The following is a 17,964-nucleotide window of genomic DNA, read 5'->3' on the forward strand; positions in this document are numbered from 1 at the left end:
TGCCTGGCAAGAATTAAAGAACAGGAATACATGCTTTTCAACATCCATCAGACCGGCTGCGCCGCGCCGATGAAGCTAATACAAGAGATACAAAACCGGTTTATCAACCTGGCGATAAGCCGGTTTTTCTTTATAAAAAGTTCATCGCTAATCCGTATGAAAAACCTCTTCCATAAAACTCCATATCTGCCCTTTGGCTGCAGCATCCGTTAATGGTATTTGCATGGGGTCTGTTTCTTTCCACCAGCGTTGCGTTTCCGGGTCTTCCGCCATCCGTTTCATATCTGCATCAAAATCATCGCCTGTATATTCAAAATAACTAAACAGAAAATATTTGCCATCTATCTCTTTCAGGTAAATAGAATAATTTTCAATATGGCTTGCTTTTATTTGCTTCAGCACACCGGGCCAAACGGCTATATGCAACTCTTTGTAATAAGCGATCTCTTCTGTTTTAAGCCCTGTTATGGAAGCATAACGCCGAACCTTTTTTTGCATGTTGTTTTATTTTTTTTAAAGCGAAAGTTACAGCCGGTTGGCTTATCAGCAAAAGATGGTTATCGTGAATGCTTCAACTGCCCGGTACAGCAGCGCTTTTTTTCTTTATTGCTGAATGATGTGGGGATCTGTTATGCCAACAATTATATTTGGGCCTAATGCATTACCAGGTTAATATTACAGCCATTCTTAAAATATAGAAACATGAAAGCAGTAGGTTTTAAGACATCGTTGCCTGTGGAAGCGGCAGATAGTTTTATTGATTTTGAAATACCTGCGCCAGAGCCTTCAGGCCATGACCTGCTGGTAAAAATAAAAGCCATCAGTGTAAATCCCGTTGATTATAAAATAAGGCAGAACAGTGCAAAAGATACAGTACTTGATATGCCAAGGATCATTGGATGGGATGCTGCCGGTATTGTAGAAGCCGCCGGTGGTGCAGTTACCCTATTTAAAGAAGGCGATGAAGTGTATTATGCAGGCGATATTAATAAGCCTGGCAGCAATGCAGAATATCAATTGATAGACGAAAGGATTGCTGGTAATAAACCAGTGAAACTGAACGATGCAGAAGCTGCCGCCATGCCGCTTACAACGCTTACTGCATGGGAAACCCTGTTTGACCGTATGCGCATTAATGAAAAAGATAAAGGCAAAACAATCCTGATCATTGGCGGCGCAGGCGGTGTGGGTTCCATAGCCATACAGATTGCGAAGAAGATTGCCGGCCTGCAGGTTATTGCAACGGCCTCACGCCCTGAAACGGTTGAATGGTGCAAACAGCAAGGCGCTGATGTTGTGGTAAATCATAAAAACCTTATAAGTGAAGTGCGCAATACAGGGTTTAAATATGTTGATTTTATTATTGACTTTGCCGATACCAGCCTGTATTGGGATGCCATGGCTGAACTGGTAAAACCGCAGGGGCATATTGCATCCATCACGGGCGCTGCAACGCCGGTTGCATTAAACAAACTGAAAGGTAAAAGTGTAAGCTTTAGCTGGGAATCAATGTTCACACGTTCTACTTTTCAAACCACTGATATGACAGAACAACATAACATCCTGAATAAAGCAGCGGCCCTGTTTGATAACGGCACATTAAAAACAACACTGAATAAAACACTTCACGGGCTGGGTGCATCAAATCTTAAAGAAGCGCACCGTTTGCAGGAAAGCGGAAAGGCTATTGGCAAAACAGTGATTGTATTTTAAACAGAGTGGCTACGGGATGCAGACCATTTATTATTTCAGCATCGGCTGTACTTCGCTTATATCAACATTTGATCTTTTATTGTCTAAATCAATCACAACAACATATCCTTCGCTGCTGCCGATGCTGTTGAGCGCGTTTACAATTTTTTGCTGGTTGCTTACAGTTCTGTAACCATCTTCATCCCAGTCTTCGTAACTGCATAAGCAACCCAGCGATGGCGTTTGCGGGTAATAAGTTTGATCTTTATAAAACTGCGGATCAATGGTGGTGCCATGCATAATGATAGCACTTCTTCCAATCTGGCCTGCATAAAAGCTTTCATATATGCTGTTATAGTTCTTCCATGATGCCGGCAATAAGGAAGCATATAAACCTATGCTCCAGGAAGAATCAATATAATTGCTGTCAGCAAAAAAAGAAGAAGCGGTTATTTCAAAAGGCAACTGTAACTGCAGATTTTGTGTTGGCCCGATGTATAAAAGCCTGGATACGTCAAACCCGTTAAAACGTAATATGCCCTGCGGCGTATTGCCGTTGGTTATGTAAAAAGGATAATCTGTTATAGCCCTCGCCAGTTGCGATGTATGAAAAAAATTGCCGGCAGAATCCTTTAAAAACGTTCCATCCGGTTTGCGGATGAGCACCAGCCCGGCATAATCGCGGTTACTGCGCTGCAGGCTGTAAATAACGGTTTGTCCGGGCAGAAAGCTGCTGTCGAAAATATCATACATGGGCGGCCGTGGCTGTGGCCTGCCTGCATAAACACGGTTTCTTAATAATTGCATGCCCGTGCTGTTATCGTAAGGAAATTTTTGTTTAATTAACGCCGCCACTATCGTTTTCCCTTTCAGGGAATCTGCCCTTAAAACATATTCCGCACAGCGTATAAAAATGCCAGTTGATTTTGTTTGCTGCATTAGCTGCAATGCCTGCGTTTTAAATTCTGTTTTGTACAAAGAGAAAGTTGTTTCCAGTAAATTCTTCTGAAAATAATCGGATTGCTGTGCAGCTTTACTCCAGGCAATTGCAAGTTTTTGCCTGGTAAAGGCGTCTTTATATTGCAGTAATTCCATTGCCCATAAAGCATCATTCCACTCGCCTTCATTATCCTCATTCAACGGATCCAGCAGGTATTGTTTTATGGCCGTGTCTGCGAGATACCGGTAACGGGCAGCCTTGGCATCTTTTGTGGTAACCCTGCTGAATACTGTGTCATCCTGCATAGGCTGTGTGAATGCAGCGCCGGAAAATAATAATGCAGCGATTAAAAAGCAATACTTCATAAAAGCGAAACTACATTACTGCGTTGCAGTAATTTTCTTAAAGTTGTTAACAGCGTGTGCGGGCTTAGGTTTTTCGCACAGAGCCAAATGAGTAAACAGAGAAATAACAAATACCTCTGTTATCTCCGTGTATTCTCTGTGCGACAACCCTGTATTTTGTATATTTGAATTTTGCAAATATTGGATTGATGTGTGCAAACAGTTCCCTTACAGCATACAGTAACTTTGCTGTATAAAAATTTTAAAGCATAATGAGCACAAAAAACAAAGTGGCTTTGGTAACAGGCGGCAGCCGTGGCCTTGGAAGAAACATGGCGATTAATATTGCGAAAAAAGGTATGGGCGTTGTAGTAACCTATAACAGCAATAAAGAGGAAGCCGGTAAAGTGGTGGCGGCCATTCAATCGCTTGGGCAAAAGGCAGCAGCTTTTCAGTTAGATACCAGCAATATAAAACAGTTTGATGGCTTCTTCAATGAACTTACAACATACTTAAACAAGGAAACAGGAGGCCCCAATTTTGATTTTCTTATCAATAATGCAGGAACGGCCCTGTATGCGCCTTTTGCTGAAACAACAGAAGAGCAGTTTGATGCTGTGATGAATATCCATTTCAAAGGCGTATTTTTTCTTACTCAAAAAGCATTGCCGTTTATTAATGATGGCGGCCGCATTATCAATATTTCATCCGGGCTGGCAAGATTTTCATTCCCGGGTTCATCCGCTTATGGTTCTATGAAAAGTGCTATAGAAACGCTTACACGTTACCTGGCAAAAGAATTAGGTTCAAGACGGATCGCCGCAAACGTGGTTGCGCCCGGCGCTATTGCCACCGATTTTGGCGGCGGCCGTACGCGGGATAATAAAGAAGTGAATCAACAAATTGCAAGTGTTACCGCTTTAGGGCGTGTAGGCGAGCCGGAAGATATTGGTGGCATTGTTGCCTTCCTGTGCACAGAAGAAGCAGGATGGATCAATGGCCAGCGCATTGAAGCTTCCGGCGGAATGATGCTGTAACCGGTCGGCCCGCGGCAGCGGTCTGACCGAAAGAATAAAGGCCTGTACATACACGCTTCCAATCTGCCATCAGACCGGCTTTGCCGTGCCGATGGAATTTGCGGGTTCCACATAGATTGGCTCAGTCTCAAAAGACTGAGCCAATCTAGCTTTAGGCAATGATCTAAAATTTGCAGCAGGAAAATTTACTTTCAGGAAAAATCTTATTTCTCCTCTTTCATTATCAATCGCCCGATCCTGTTTTTACAGGACATACTGATAAAAATCTGCGGCAATTACAATTCATGTTGATATAATTTTCATTCTACAAGCAACCTGTTCTTCCCCCATCAACCGGCAGGTTAATACCGTTGATGTAGGCGGCTGCGGGCGAACATAAAAAAGCCACTGCTGCGCCAAATTCAGATGGCTCGCCAATGCGGCCTGCGGGTATGGCTGCTGCTGTTTTCTTTATAAAGTCTTCTTTGTTCAATCCTTGCTCTGCCGCTTGTTTACTTAAAAGGGAATCCAGCCTTTGCGTATTGGTAAAGCCTGGTAAAACATTGTTGATGGTAATGCCAAAGCCTGCTATCTCATTGGCCAGGGTCTTCGCCCAGTTGGCAACTGCAGCCCGCACAAGATTGGAGATGCCCAGGCCGTTTATCGGCTGCTTAACAGAAGTTGAAATAATATTTACGATGCGCCCAAAACCCGCGGCCTTCATGCCCGGAACAAGAAGCTGCGCCATTATGTGGCTGCTGATAACATGTGTGCGAAAAGCCTTTTCAATGTCAGCAGCATCTGTGTCAATCATGGGGCCGGGCGGCGGCCCGCCTGCATTATTTACGAGGATATGAATAGTGCCAACTGCCTGAAGGAGTTCAGAAACGGAATGCATCACTTCTTCTGTATTGGAAAGGTCAAGTGCAAGAAAACGATGCTGCTGGCCTTTTGACGTATCAAGGTCTTGTATAGCCTGCTGCAATTTTTCCTTGCTGCGGCTTACGGCAATAACGTTGGCGCCAAGCAATGCAATTTCAGTGGCGCATGCCAGGCCAAGGCCCTGTGATGCGCCGCATACCAATGCTGTTTTTCCGGTAAGATCAAGATTCATTTTGTTATGATTTGTTGCGTTATGCAAAGAAATTAAAGTATTTCATTAAAAAATGAACAGAATTATATGCCGGCAACAGGCATCTTGTTCACAGGATATATTTACTTAAAAATTTTCTTACACCTTTGCGCTGCAAAACGCAAAACATAATGGCTAACGAACGAAAAGCAGCAGTGGGGTTTATCTTTATTACCCTGCTCATTGATACAATGGGCTGGGGCCTTATCATTCCTGTATTGCCTAAGCTGATAGCAGCGCTTAAGAATATTACCATTAACGAAGCAAGCGCTTACGGTGGCCTGTTATTATCTACGTATGCCGTTGCACAGTTTTTATTTGCGCCCGTTATAGGCAATTTAAGCGACCGCTATGGCCGCAGGCCGGTGCTCCTTTCATCATTGCTTGGCTTTGGCATTGACTATATTATTCTTGCCCTGGCGCCCACCTTTGGCTGGTTATTTCTCGGGCGGGTTATAGCCGGCATTACAGGCGCCAGCTTTACCACAGCATCTGCCTATATTGCTGATGTAAGCACACCGGAAACAAGAGCCAAAAATTTTGGGATGATTGGCGCCGCATTTGGCATGGGTTTTATTATCGGCCCTGCATTAGGCGGTTTACTGGCAGGGTGGGGATTAAGGGCGCCTTTTTATGCTGCGGCCATTTTATGCTTATTAAATGCCTTATATGGTTTTTTTGTTTTACCCGAATCATTAAGCGAAGACCATCGCCGGCCTTTTGACTGGAAGAAGGCCAATCCTTTTGGTTCATTGCAGTTTTTAAGGAAAACGCCGGCCATCAGCGGGCTCGCCGTTGGTTTTTTTCTTATTTACATGGCTGCACAGGCTGTGCAGGGCAACTGGAGCTTTTTTACGATCTATCGTTTTAACTGGACGCCCGGGCTGGTGGGTGTTTCCCTTGCCGTAGTAGGCGTGCTGGTAGGTGGCGTGCAGGTGGGGCTTACCCGCGTGCTGAACCCGAAGATTGGCGATAAAAAAAGCATTTACCTGGGATTGTTCCTATATACCATCGGGCTGCTATTGTTTGCTTTTGCTTCTTCTACCTGGATGATGTTTGCCATTCTCATTCCTTATTGCATGGGAGGCGTTGCAGGCCCGGCATTGCAATCAACATTGGCAGGGCATGTAGCGCTTAACCAACAGGGCGAACTGCAGGGCGCATTAACCAGTTTGATGAGCCTCACCACCGTTCTTGGCCCATTGCTCATGAATAACCTGTTTACTTTCTTCACCAGCCCAAAAGCGCCGTTTCAGTTTCCGGGCGTATCGTTTTTGCTGGGCGCATTGTTTATGCTGTTCAGCCTTATTATTATATGGCTGGTTTTAAACCGCGAAAAAAAGCCGGCGGGGGAAAGGGCTTCGGGAAATTAATTACATAGGAGGTTTGCTTGAATTTCTTAATTTAGCCATAATGAGTACAACAACGATCACTAAAAATAACCGGGCTGCTGACGTTACCGTTACCGACCTGAATGGTAACAAACACACTACATCATTATTCAACGTATATAGGCGGGAAGATTATTTATGCAGATCGCATTCTGCCTACAGCCGTCGTGATTATTATAAAATATCACTCATCATCGGCACCGGTATTTTGTATTATGCTGAAAAAGGCATTGAAATAAACAAACCAGCTTTGTTGTTTTCTAATCCGAATGTGCCATACGCCTGGGAAGCAAGTTCTGAAGAACAAAGTGGTTACTTCTGTTTGTTTAAGGAAGATTTTATACGGCATGAAGAACTGGCGCATATACCTATGTTTAAAATTGGTGGTGAACCATTGTTCTTCATCAGTGAAACACAGCAAAAATTTATAAGCAGCCTGTTTGAAAAAATGCTGGATGAAATTGAAACCGATTATACTTTCAAGCACGACCTGCTGCGCAATTATGTGTATCTGATTATTCATGAAGCCATGAAAATGCATCCCGCAGATGCTTATTTCAGACCCAGCAATGCATCGGCCCGCATAGCTTCTTTATTTATGGAATTACTCGAACGGCAGTTCCCCATTGATTCGCCGGCACATAATTTCAAATTCAAAACAGCCAACGATTATGCCCTGCATTTGTCGGTTCATGTAAACCATTTAAACCGCGCTGTAAAAGAAGTTACCGGCAAAACCACCACCACGCACATAAGTGAACGCATTATTACAGAGGCCAAAGCTTTATTAAGGCATACCGACTGGAACATTTCTGAAATTGCCTACAGTCTTGGTTTTGATTATCCTGCCTACTTCAATAATTTCTTTAAAAAACAAACCAATACAAACCCTAAGGCTTACAGGCAGTCACTTGTTGATTGAGTTATTTTATTATAGACTGGTTCAGTCTTTTAAGACTGAACCAGTCCAAGCAAACATTGTTTGAATTTCTTAAGTTTTGGTTTGAATGCTCCAATCCTGCTGGTACAGTACTTGTTTAGTTTTGCATCATAAAAATTATTAACTATGAAGTACAGACAACTATCAAACACCGGTGAAAAACTTTCCGCCATAGGTTTAGGCTGCATGGGCATGAGTTTTGCCTACGGCCCCAAAAATGACAATGAAAGCATAAAAGTGCTGGAAAGAGCCCTGGAACTGGGCATTAACTTCTGGGATACCGCCGATATGTATGGCCAGGGACACAATGAAGAACTTATTTCCAAGGTACTTGTTCCCAACCGGGATAAAATTTTTATAGCCACCAAATTCGGTTTCCGTGTAAAAGAAAATTCAAACGGGTTTGCAGGCACGCCAGACACTACTTACTTAGATGGCCGCCCTGAATATGTAAAAGAAGCCGTTGAAAAAAGTTTGAAGCGTTTAAAAATTGATACAATTGATTTATATTATGCGCACCGCATTGATCCTAACGTTCCGGTTGAGGACATGGTGGGCGCCATGGCTGAGCTGGTAAAGGAAGGAAAAGTACGTTACCTCGGGTTGTCTGAAGCATCCGCCAAATCAATCCGCAAAGCGCATACAGTACATCCTATTGCTGCGCTGCAAAGTGAATATTCTTTACTATCAAGAGATATCGAAGGTGAAATATTGGATACTGTTCGGGAGCTTGGAATAGCACTCGTCCCGTATTCACCGTTAGCGAGAGGATTGGTTACCGCAACCGTAACAGACATAAGCAAACTGGCGCAGGATGATTTCCGCAGAACATTGCCACGATTTGATGATGCCCACTGGCAAAACAACCAGCAGTTGGTAGATGAATTTGCTGCAATAGCCAAAGCAAAAGGTTGCACACCATCACAGCTCGCACTGGCCTGGGTATTGGCACAGGGTGAAGATATCATACCGATTCCCGGAACAAAACGTATCAAATATCTTGAAGAAAACGCCGGGGCTGTGGATGTGGATCTGACACCGGGAGACCTGGATGCTATTGAAACAATTTTGGAAAAGCATCCTGATACAGGTGAACGTTACAGTGAAGGCGCTATGAAACTGGTGAATCACTAATCCCCAAAAATGTAAATTGTTTTCAGCACAATCTTTTAATATTTATGGAAAGAAGGGCATTATTAAAAAATACAGCTCTTGCCGGTGTAGCGGTAATTTCACCTTTTCGCAAAAATTTTATTGCACAAAACAATAAACCCATTGTACAGAATATAAACGGATACAGGCGGTTTACATTTGGCGATCTTGAAATTACCATCGTAACAGACGGGCATATAATACAGCAACCGGTGCAGCCTTTTTTGGCGCCAAGAGGCAATGCGCAGGAGGTAAGAAAATTATTGGAAGCAAATTTTCGCCCAACAGATTTTGCAGATATGCCTATGAATGTTATGATTGTGCACAGCAAAGATAAACTGGTACTGCTTGACTGTGGCATTGGGGTTTTTGGGGATGCCAATGGCGCATGGTTACCCAAAAGCCTTGCTGATGCAGGGTTTAAGCCGGAAGATTTTACAGATATTATAATTTCCCATGCGCACCCGGATCATATCGGCGGGTTAGTTAATAAGCAGCAGCAATTAATATATCCGAATGCAAATATCCACATCGGCAAAACAGAATATGATTTCTGGGTGCAGGCAACCTTAAATGATTTTACCAAAAGTGGTTTGTGGAATGAAAAGGCTTTTCTTCAACAATTACTTGGCGGTATTAAACAGGTGTTGCAAACTATTAAGCCCAAAATAAATTTCCTGGATTACGATAAAGGGTTATACAATATTTTCAGCTTTGAATTAGCACCTGGCCATACGCCCGGCCTAACATTAACCACTATAACATCCGGCAATGAAAAGATGATTTATATAGCAGATCTTATACACTCAGATGTATTATTATTTCCGCATCCCGAATGGGGGTTTTCCGGCGATACGGACATTGATCTTGCGGTTACCACAAGAAAGAAAGTTTTGCAGCAACTGGCTTCTGAAAAAATTAAAATCTTTGCTTATCACCTGCCCTGGCCGGGGCTGGGATATACCGCAGTACATGATAATGCCTTTGCATGGGTTCCGGAAGTTTTTAGTACGCCCTAACCTCGTTTATAAATTTGGCTGCAATCATATAAAACTTAAATTTTCTACATTACCATTCTTAACAATTAAATGATATATGCAGGCGCTAACTTTTGATAAAACAGGCAATCCTGAAGATGTATTGAAAATATGTGAAACTGATAAACCTGTACCTAAAAACGGTGAAGTATTAATTAAGGTTTTAATGAGCCCAATCAACCCGGCAGATATATTGTTCATTACAGGTAAATACCGCTTTCAGCCGGTATTTCCTCAAACTGCGGGAATGGAAGGCTGCGGGATTGTTGAAGCTGTTTCAAACGATGTTACCGGAATACAAAGAGGAAGCCTCGTTGCTTTCTTTTCGATGAATGTATGGGCAGAATATGTTGTTGCCAATAGTTCGCAGGTATTTGTATTGCCTGCAGATTTTAACAGGGAAAAAGCTGCCCAGTTCTGCCTGAACCCTTTCACTGCTTACGGCTTGTTACAGGCTGCTCATGTAAAAGAAAACGATTGGTTACTGATAACGGCAGGCAGTTCGGCCGTTGCAAAGATTGTAACACAACTGGCAAAAGGGAGGCAGGCAAGAGTTATACTTGCCATACGCAATATGCAATACGCCGGTGCATTAAAAAAGCTTGGTGCGGATGAAGTAATTGATATAACGAAAGATGATTGGGACGGCCAGATATTGTCCGTTACGCAACAAAAGGGAGTAAATGCAGCATTGGATACACTGGGCGGGGAAGCTGGAACCAGGCTTTTAAATATTATGGCGGCCAATGCAACCATCGTTTTATATGCAGCCATAAACAAAGACAATGTTTCTTTTCATAATGCGCAGTTTGTATATAAACAACTAACCTTAAAGGGTTTTGGTATAAGGCATTTTCTGGATGGCCAAACCGCTGCTGAAAAAAATAAAATGATAACCAGCCTTACTGCTGCCATGGCAAACAGTGCATTTGAGTGCCGGTTGCAGCAACATTTGCGCCTTCCGGCTTCAGACAGGCATTGGCATCAAACGGGCAAGATTCCGGCAAGGGCAAAACCTTGTTTGTATTCAATCAATAATAAGTCAATATCGTTTAGTTAAAGGCTGCCTCAGCATATTCAATCTGTCATAAATTTTTGGGAAAGGTCTTCCTGCCTGGCGGCAGACAGGGTTCCCCGACATGACAGGCAGGAAACATTATTAATAAAACCAACCCCACCGCCTGGTTCTTAAATTCAGTCAGGGTTTTACACTGTCATTTCGGCGACAGGAGAAATCTCTTTCCTGTGATAAAATCAAAAAATGATATGTCTATATTCAATATTTTTTGCCTGACTAAACAACATTGATTGATTATTTTAAAAAATAAATCTTAAGCAAACGGCATTGAATGGTAAATGCATTAAACAACTATTAATTATGCAAACGATATTTATAACCGGTTCAACAGATGGCATTGGCAAACTTGCAGCTATTGAGCTTGCAACAAAAAACAAGGAAGCGACCATCATTGTTCACGGAAGAAATAAAACAAAGCTTGATGAAGTTATTGCAGCAATAAAACAGGATAGCGGTAATAAACATATCGAAGGTTTTGTTGCAGATTTTTCTTCCTTGCAGGAAGTAAGGCAGTTGGCGAACGATATGCTGGCCAGGCACGATTCAATCAATATTCTTATCAATAATGCAGGTGCCGGTTTTGCAGCGCCACGTTACGGTAAAGATGGTATGGAAACAAGGTTTACTGTAAACTATCTTGCTCCCTTTTTATTAACCAACCTGTTGTTGCCGGCCATAAAAAAAGCCGCTCCGTCCCGCATTGTGAATGTGAGTTCAGCCGGGCAGTCTGCTATAAATTTTAATGATGTGATGCTGGGAAAAAACTTTAATAGTGCTGCCGCTTATACGCAAAGTAAACTCGCATTAATCATGTTTACTTTCGACCTTGCAGAACATTTGAAAAATGATAACGTTACTGTAAATGCACTGCACCCGGGAACTTATCTTGACACCAATATGGTTAATGAAGCAGGCATAAGCCCTTTGGGTACAGCAAAAAGTGGTGCGGATGCTGAAGTTTACCTTGCCACATCTGAAGATGTAAAAAATATTACCGGCAGCTATTTTAATGTAAAGCGGGAAGCAAGGGCATACGCGCAGGCTTATGATGCTGAAGCAAGACAGAAGCTGAAAGCAATAACACTGAATTTTATGAATGCAGCACAAAAATGAAAAGATTTGAAAATAAAACAATCCTGGTTACGGGCGGAAGCAGTGGTATAGGATTGGCCGGCGCTGAAAGATTAATAAACGAAGGTGCACAGGTTATTATAACCGGACGAACAGAAAAACATTTAAAGAATGCAGCGGAAAAATTGGGAAGCGCCGCAATAATTATAAAAGATGATGCTGAAAGCGAACAATCTTCTGAAAGGCTTGTTGCTGTTGTAAAGGAAACCGGTAAAATTGACGGGCTTTGGCTGAATGCGGCTTTTGCCACAGGCGGAGATATAAGCCTGATGAACAGAGACACATTGAACCAGATGTTTCAGGTAAATGTAATTACGCCAATGTTGCAAATGGGTGTGCTATCTCCTTATATCAACGACGGAGGTTCCGTTTTAGTAACATCTTCCAGCGCTGTATATGAAGGCCAGCCTTCCATATCGTTATATGCTGCAACCAAAGCTGCCATTTTATCGGCAGCCCGTAGCTGGGCTGCGGAACTTGCCCCCAGAAAAATAAGGGTAAATTCACTTATTCCCGGCCCTATAACCAGCAATCTTCGTTCTTCCCTTCCTGCGGAGTTGCGTAAGCAATTTGAAGATAATCTTGCTGCAACTGTATTATTAAAACGGATTGGAAAACCTGAAGAAGCCGCTGCCGTAGCTGCCTTTTTATTATCAGATGAGGCCAGCTATGTTACAGGCAGTTCCTACATTGTTGATGGCGGGTTATTAATGATTTAATAAATCGCCGGCTGTGTTGCCTTACTGTCAACATTAAAACTATGATTAGAAACTAATATTGGTTTGTCTTGCAGCAACTGCCGGCTATGCACAGGCACAGGTTATAACAGGCTTTGAAGCGGGCAAATGGTATATGCCGCCTTAACCAGGTATTCCAGGTGCAGGTACATTAATATAAGGCTGCCTTTATATATTTTTCTGCTGCCTTCATAGGTTACCACAGCATCCAGCAGGTCTAACAGTTCGGTTTGTGCGTACTGTTGCGTAAATGTGCTGCAGCAATGCCGGATTACCTTGTGCGGGCGGTCTCTTTCCTTTTCATTCAGCACCTGCAGTTGTACATCACCGGCAGGCCAGGGGGTTTTTATTTTGGCAGTGCTGCAACGGGCATCGCACACTATCCATAAAGCTTCTGCCAGTTTCATAAGGGCGGCTGTAAAATCAAGCAGGTCTTCACGGGCATTCGCTTCATTATAAACGCTTTGTTCATTAATCATGGCAAGCGTTTGCCATTCCCTTAAGTCTTCCACAAAATCGCAGGGATGGTAGTTGGCAAAAATTGCTAAGGTGTTGGGTATTGAAGTTTGTGAGTTATTGGTGACGGGGAAGAAGTGAAAAAGATAGATTGTTGTAACAACAATCAAAAATTTATAACATTAAGTTGTTGATTTTTTTAGCAGGTAAATTTTTTGAAAATACATTTGGCACTATGTATAATACCATAAATCTTTGCGTTGGCTGTAATAGCATCAAAACCTTATGAGTAAAAATAGAAATAAAAAACCCACAATTCAAATTCCAAATCAACAGAAACATTCAATGCCACAACCTCAAACTGTTTCATTGCTTGACTCCATGATTGATGGGCGTGAATTTGAAAGTTTATTACAACTTAAAAATGTAAACGTCAATGTTCTCGTAGAAATTCGACGAGCATTAAAAGATATTGGCGACATAAGAGGTCATTCAGTTATTGCGTACTTGGCAAATGTTGTTAATGTCAATGTTAAAGCAAGCAAGTCAATTGAATACAGTGACGACTTACCTTTTTCTGAATTAGTGAACACAATACCAGCAAACGAAAAGCATATTGACATAATATTGGTTACTCCTGGTGGTTCAGGGACGCAAGTAGCAAAATTTGTGGATAAATTAAGACCAAGATTTGATACTGTTTCATTCATTCTTCCCGACATTGCTATGAGCGCAGGAACAATTTTCGCTATGTCTGGGGATGAAATTATTATGACAAATAATTCTTACATAGGTCCAATTGACCCACAAGTTCCAAATAAAGATGGAATGTTCGTCCCTGCACAATCAATTTTGACTTTGATTGAACACATTCAATCTAAAGGTGAAGCTGCGATAAAGAAAGGGTTAAATCCAGATTGGACAGACTTACAAATCTTACGTCAAATTGACCCAAAAGAAATTGGAAACGCAATTAATGCAAGTAAATATTCCGTTGAATTAGTTGAAAATTATCTTCACGATTATAAATTTAAAACATGGGCAAATCATTCTAACGGCAATCCTGTTACACCAGATGAACGAAAACAAAGAGCTAATCAAATTGCGAATCAGTTATGTAATCATTCCTTATGGAAGTCTCATGGTAGAGGAATAACTCGTGAAGCTGCTTGGTCTGTTTGTCAGTTAAAAATAACGCATTCAGAAACAATTAACTTAGATAGAGCAATAAAGCGTTTTTGGGCTCTGTTTTACTGGTTATTTGAAAATACGCCAATTTATAAGACATTTGTCTCCGATTACTACAGTTTGATGCGTAATGATAGGAGCTTAATTAATCAAAAATAAAACCATGGAAAGAAACGAAATTTTAAAATCAGTAGGATTTTCTGAAAAGTTTCTTCAAGCTTTACAAGAATTTGAAAAGGCTGTTCCTAATGTTTACTACGAAGTTCCTTTTGAAGAAAATGTTACTGACTTAAACATGCTTGATACATCTGGGCAAATGACAATTAATCAAGCAAGCGACAATTACAATCACAACATTATTGTCAAACAGCTTTGATTTAAAAGAATCATTACAGCCAGCAAAAGACTTACTGAAAATGCAGACTTGACGGAAGGCATCTGTACTAATTTTACTAAACCAATGTCTGGCTGACGTATGCTATGGAACTTTACTTTTACCTTCAACTTTGTATTTCAATTTAGCCTCAGTTATTGGTTGGGCAAAATCGTAATATCAAACTTTCAGCAATGCTGAGCCGTTAGCAGCCATTTTCGGGTGACATCATAAAAGATTGACTGAAATATGAGATATGTTCCAAACCTTATTCCCGACAACTCTAAAGTATTGCCAGACTATTTTAAGGGTGACGTTTATGAAGTAACAAAAAAGAATGCAGCAAGAGATGTCATTATGTGGCTTTTAGGTGCAGTCTTTTTTCTTTCTGCATTAGCTTTTATAAAACATCCTTTAATGCTTTTGTTGTTCGGATTAATTGGTTTTATTCTTGTTCCACCCGGACACAAATTTTTGGAAAAAAAATTGCATTTCAGGCTGACTCCTAAAATTAAAACTATTGCTGTTGGTGGATTGTTTCTTGGTTCAATTCCTGTATTTAGTCATTACGCTGAAATTGATAAACAGGAAACCTATCAACAAAAATTGCTTGATGAAAAAGCAGCCAAAGAAAAAGCTATTGCCGAACAAAAAGAACAACAGCGAAAAGATAGTTTAGCCTTTTACATACAGCAAAGTTATCAGTTTGAGAAGGCACATAAAATTGATGAAGCAAATAAACAACTTCAACATGCATTATCATTTGCGAGTACTCAAGCAGACAAAGACCAAATTGAGAAAGGAAAAATTGACATAGCTGCTGTCAAAACATTTAATTTGGTAAAAGCTGGAAAATATAAAGCTGCATTACCTGAAATTAATAGCCTTTTAAATTCTGACCCATCAAATTCTGAGCTTTTATATAACAGAGCAATTTGTTATAGTAAGACTGGTAAAATTCAGGAAGCAGTAGATGACTTAAAGCCATTAATTCAAGCAGGAAATTCAGAGGCAGAAAAATTACATGACAAAATAAATCCCATTCGCAAACGAGTTGCTTATTATGTAACACGCTGTTGTGATGGAAGTACTTCAAGTGCTACCGGGCGAGGAGCTTGTTCGCATCACGGTGGTGTATGCAATTGGAATGACCCTGTTTATGAGGAATATAGAAAATACTAATAAACAATGAATGGAAATTTATATCAGACACGTCCTTTGGTGAACAGCAGTTTTTTTCAAAAGCTGTTCAAGCAGTTTCCACAGGAAAATGCTGTAATTGAATTAAACAATTTATTGGCAACAAAGCAAATAAAAGATATTTCCAGCCAAGAAATTCAAAACATAGAAAGTAAGTATAAGCTCAATTTGGTAAGGGAGTTTAAGCTTAATCTTGAAGAGTTTTACGCTGTTTATCTTAACTATTGCCTTGACGATAAGATTTTAAGCGAACAGGAATTAACTGAACTAAGCCATTTAAAAATTATTTTAAATTTAGATGACAAGACTATTGATAAACTACATGCTAAACTTGGTGAAATTATTTATAAGAAATCGTTTGAGGAAGCAATTGCAGACGGGCGACTAACAAAAGAAGAAAAAGACTTTTTAAGCAAACTTGAAAATACATTGCGTTTGCCAAAAGAACTTGCCGATAAAATTTCTTCTGAAACACGCACAGGTTTTATTGAAAATTATGTTGCACAAATCATCGCAGACCAACGATTATCACCAGATGAAGAACAAGAGTTGCAAACAATAGCAAAAAGTTTAAACGTAAACATACAACTCAATAGTCAAACTAAAGAACAATTAAGAAAGCTGAAATTATACTGGGCATTGGAAAATTTAAATTTGCCCATCATTCAGCCGGATATTGTAATTCAAAAATCAGAAGTCTGCCATATTAAAATATCGAATGTGAATTGGTATGAGTTACGAAGCATAAGACAAAGAGTGAGTTATAGCGGATACTCAACAAGCTTTAAAATAGCTAAAGGCTTTTATCTTCGTTCAGGCAGTTTTAAACCGCATAGTTACAGTGTGGACACGATGAAACTTATTGACACAGGAACTTTATATCTGACCAACAAACGAATAATTTTTACAGGAAATAAAAAGAATTCAAACATACGCATTGATAGAATCTTAAACTTCACGCCATATTCAGACGGTGTAGAAATTGGTAAAGAAACAGGTAAAAGCCCAACTTTGCAGATGGCACAAAATGCGGACGTTTTCTGTATTATACTTGAGAGGTTATTAAATGAAAAATGAAAAACAGTTGCTAACAAGGGTATCCCCGCCCGGCGTAGTCTTCCAACTACGTCGCAGTGTTATCAAATCTTCGATTTGAATTAATTATTCATTTCTATTTTAACTTACGCAACAACATTATCTTTAAAGAGATATAGCGTAAAAAAATTCCCGGGAATACCGTCAAGTTAACATTTCAGCTTATAAATTGAAGCAAAGGCTGGCGCAATAAACAGGCATGTATGGATATAGCACGAATTAAACGGCTGTTAAGGGAAAAAGAGAATATACACCTTGAATTTAAAGAGGCAGCCATGGCATTGCCCGGTAATCTTTTTGAAACTATATGTGCTATGCTTAACAGGGAAGGCGGCAGTGTTCTTTTAGGTGTTGATGATAATGGAAACGTTACAGGAGTAAGTGACAGCGCTGTTTCCAAAATGATAACAGACCTGGTAAATCTCTCCAACAACCCGCAAAAGCTTGACCCTCCGTTTATTCTTTTTCCGCAGGTATATACTATTAACGGCTATAAGCTGATACATATACAGGTGCCTGCCAGTTCCCAGGTACATAAAACAGCGAAGATTATTTACGACCGCAGTAATGATGGTGATTTTAAAGTGGAACAGCCGCACCTGATTGCTGAAATCGCTAACCGGAAACGCAATCATTATACTGAAGGGATTATTTACCCGGCTTTACAAATGGAGGATTTTAAACACGAACTTTTTCAAAAAGTGCGCAATCTTATCCGGAGTAATAACCCGGCGCATCCCTGGCTGGCATTGAATGACAGGCAGATGATGGAAATATCCGGCTTATGGAAAAAAGATTATTTAAGCGGGCAGGAAGGTTTTACGCTGGCTGCATGTTTATTGCTGGGCAAAGATGCGGTTATACAACAGATTATATCGCATTATAAAATTGATGCGCTGGTAAAGGTCAACAATACCGAACGGTATGATGACAGGATATATACTAAGTTGCTTTAATAATTCCGAAATTAAATTGTAGTAAAGATATCAGCTCATCCAATTGATATTCGAGATTAGAGAAGAACTGCTCAATTGCCGATTGAAACTCCTCAAAATACTGGTA

Annotated in this window: 18 protein-coding genes; 14 read left to right on the forward strand and 4 right to left on the reverse strand. The window is 40.7% G+C overall.

Annotated elements, in window-relative coordinates:
- Positions 1 to 147: 147 nt before the first annotated feature.
- A complete protein-coding gene (locus QM629_RS10780) occupies positions 148 to 498 on the reverse strand; it encodes an L-rhamnose mutarotase (protein WP_415159875.1) in 351 nt (116 codons plus the stop codon).
- Positions 499 to 702: 204 nt separating this feature from the next.
- Here QM629_RS10780 and QM629_RS10785 point away from each other — a divergent pair, with 204 nt between their 5' ends.
- On the forward strand, positions 703 to 1,713 hold the full coding sequence (locus QM629_RS10785; RefSeq protein WP_415159876.1) for a zinc-binding alcohol dehydrogenase family protein: 1,011 nt from the start codon (positions 703 to 705) through the stop codon (positions 1,711 to 1,713).
- 30 nt (positions 1,714 to 1,743) lie between these two features.
- On the opposite strand, the gene QM629_RS10790 is transcribed toward QM629_RS10785, so the two are convergent.
- Positions 1,744 to 2,997 carry a hypothetical protein gene (locus QM629_RS10790; protein ID WP_415159877.1) on the reverse strand — a complete coding sequence of 418 codons (1,254 nt, stop codon included), beginning with the start codon at positions 2,995 to 2,997 and terminating at the stop codon, positions 1,744 to 1,746.
- Positions 2,998 to 3,248: 251 nt separating this feature from the next.
- Between QM629_RS10790 and QM629_RS10795 the strand changes: the two genes are divergently transcribed.
- A complete protein-coding gene (locus QM629_RS10795) occupies positions 3,249 to 4,013 on the forward strand; it encodes an SDR family oxidoreductase (RefSeq protein WP_415159878.1) in 765 nt (254 codons plus the stop codon).
- Between the two features lie 304 nt (positions 4,014 to 4,317).
- On the opposite strand, the gene QM629_RS10800 is transcribed toward QM629_RS10795, so the two are convergent.
- The gene (locus tag QM629_RS10800) at positions 4,318 to 5,106 is read right to left on the reverse strand and encodes an SDR family oxidoreductase (protein ID WP_415159879.1); all 789 of its coding nucleotides are present in this window, start codon (positions 5,104 to 5,106) and stop codon (positions 4,318 to 4,320) included.
- A gap of 149 nt (positions 5,107 to 5,255) precedes the next feature.
- Here QM629_RS10800 and QM629_RS10805 point away from each other — a divergent pair, with 149 nt between their 5' ends.
- The 7 genes from QM629_RS10805 (at position 5,256) to QM629_RS10835 (ending at position 12,572) form a co-directional block, all read left to right on the forward strand.
- Positions 5,256 to 6,497 carry a TCR/Tet family MFS transporter gene (locus QM629_RS10805; protein ID WP_415159880.1) on the forward strand — a complete coding sequence of 414 codons (1,242 nt, stop codon included), beginning with the start codon at positions 5,256 to 5,258 and terminating at the stop codon, positions 6,495 to 6,497.
- Between the two features lie 40 nt (positions 6,498 to 6,537).
- Positions 6,538 to 7,437, forward strand: coding sequence for a helix-turn-helix domain-containing protein (locus QM629_RS10810; protein WP_415159881.1), 900 nt, complete (start codon positions 6,538 to 6,540; stop codon positions 7,435 to 7,437).
- A 144-nt stretch (positions 7,438 to 7,581) separates the two neighbouring features.
- Positions 7,582 to 8,589, forward strand: a complete 1,008-nt coding sequence (locus QM629_RS10815) for an aldo/keto reductase (RefSeq protein ID WP_415159882.1) — start codon at positions 7,582 to 7,584, stop codon at positions 8,587 to 8,589.
- Between the two features lie 44 nt (positions 8,590 to 8,633).
- Positions 8,634 to 9,626 carry an MBL fold metallo-hydrolase gene (locus tag QM629_RS10820; RefSeq protein ID WP_415159883.1) on the forward strand — a complete coding sequence of 331 codons (993 nt, stop codon included), beginning with the start codon at positions 8,634 to 8,636 and terminating at the stop codon, positions 9,624 to 9,626.
- Positions 9,627 to 9,702: 76 nt separating this feature from the next.
- The gene (locus QM629_RS10825; RefSeq protein ID WP_415159884.1) at positions 9,703 to 10,704 is read left to right on the forward strand and encodes a zinc-dependent alcohol dehydrogenase family protein; all 1,002 of its coding nucleotides are present in this window, start codon (positions 9,703 to 9,705) and stop codon (positions 10,702 to 10,704) included.
- Between the two features lie 318 nt (positions 10,705 to 11,022).
- Positions 11,023 to 11,835: an SDR family oxidoreductase gene (locus QM629_RS10830; RefSeq protein WP_415159885.1), complete on the forward strand. Its 813-nt coding sequence runs from the start codon at positions 11,023 to 11,025 to the stop codon at positions 11,833 to 11,835.
- Entirely contained in the window at positions 11,832 to 12,572 is a 741-nt protein-coding gene (locus QM629_RS10835) for an SDR family NAD(P)-dependent oxidoreductase (protein ID WP_415159886.1), read from the forward strand. Before QM629_RS10830 ends, QM629_RS10835 begins: the two co-directional genes overlap by 4 nt.
- A 101-nt stretch (positions 12,573 to 12,673) precedes the next feature.
- Here the strand turns inward: QM629_RS10835 and QM629_RS10840 are convergent, their stop codons facing one another.
- Positions 12,674 to 13,216, reverse strand: coding sequence for a hypothetical protein (locus QM629_RS10840; protein WP_415159887.1), 543 nt, complete (start codon positions 13,214 to 13,216; stop codon positions 12,674 to 12,676).
- Positions 13,217 to 13,331: 115 nt separating this feature from the next.
- Here QM629_RS10840 and QM629_RS10845 point away from each other — a divergent pair, with 115 nt between their 5' ends.
- The 5 genes from QM629_RS10845 (at position 13,332) to QM629_RS10865 (ending at position 17,858) form a co-directional block, all read left to right on the forward strand.
- Positions 13,332 to 14,393: an SDH family Clp fold serine proteinase gene (locus tag QM629_RS10845; protein WP_415159888.1), complete on the forward strand. Its 1,062-nt coding sequence runs from the start codon at positions 13,332 to 13,334 to the stop codon at positions 14,391 to 14,393.
- A 4-nt stretch (positions 14,394 to 14,397) separates the two neighbouring features.
- Positions 14,398 to 14,610, forward strand: a complete 213-nt coding sequence (locus QM629_RS10850) for a hypothetical protein (protein WP_415159889.1) — start codon at positions 14,398 to 14,400, stop codon at positions 14,608 to 14,610.
- A gap of 246 nt (positions 14,611 to 14,856) precedes the next feature.
- The gene (locus tag QM629_RS10855) at positions 14,857 to 15,789 is read left to right on the forward strand and encodes a tetratricopeptide repeat protein (RefSeq protein WP_415159890.1); all 933 of its coding nucleotides are present in this window, start codon (positions 14,857 to 14,859) and stop codon (positions 15,787 to 15,789) included.
- Between the two features lie 6 nt (positions 15,790 to 15,795).
- A complete protein-coding gene (locus QM629_RS10860; RefSeq protein ID WP_415159891.1) occupies positions 15,796 to 16,884 on the forward strand; it encodes a hypothetical protein in 1,089 nt (362 codons plus the stop codon).
- Between the two features lie 221 nt (positions 16,885 to 17,105).
- The gene (locus QM629_RS10865; protein WP_415159892.1) at positions 17,106 to 17,858 is read left to right on the forward strand and encodes a helix-turn-helix domain-containing protein; all 753 of its coding nucleotides are present in this window, start codon (positions 17,106 to 17,108) and stop codon (positions 17,856 to 17,858) included.
- Positions 17,859 to 17,964: the final 106 nt, after the last annotated feature.

Source organism: Parafilimonas sp. (genome assembly GCF_047606085.1).
Classification (GTDB): Bacteria; Bacteroidota; Bacteroidia; order Chitinophagales; family Chitinophagaceae; genus Parafilimonas.